The sequence below is a fragment of the Winogradskyella poriferorum genome, assembly GCF_050618035.1.
Taxonomy (GTDB): Bacteria; Bacteroidota; Bacteroidia; order Flavobacteriales; family Flavobacteriaceae; genus Winogradskyella; species Winogradskyella poriferorum_A.
Genome location: NZ_JBODPY010000108.1, coordinates 1 through 239, shown reverse-complemented (window position 1 = coordinate 239; position 239 = coordinate 1). Strand labels below are relative to the sequence as shown.

The following is a 239-nucleotide window of genomic DNA, read 5'->3' as shown; positions in this document are numbered from 1 at the left end:
ATGGGCTTAGTAGCCAATGGTGGTTTTGATGCGTCACGTACCTTTACAGGATGGAGATTAAAGGATACTGGGAGTGGTAACGTAACAAACTTCTTATCTGGTTTTACCTACTCTTTTGGTAATCTACAAGTTGCACCTAATTTCATGTGGCACAAGCCACTTGTTGACCCAATGCCAAATGGTGTTGCATCACCTGGTCGTTTACGAAATGTAATTGATGCTCCATTCGCAGTAAGAAA

The 239-nt window shown here is 41.8% G+C and carries 1 pseudogene; it reads left to right on the top strand.

Annotated features, from left to right (window positions below):
* Positions 1 to 239, top strand: a pseudogene (locus ACRHOC_RS15105) (hypothetical protein); the annotation flags it as partial.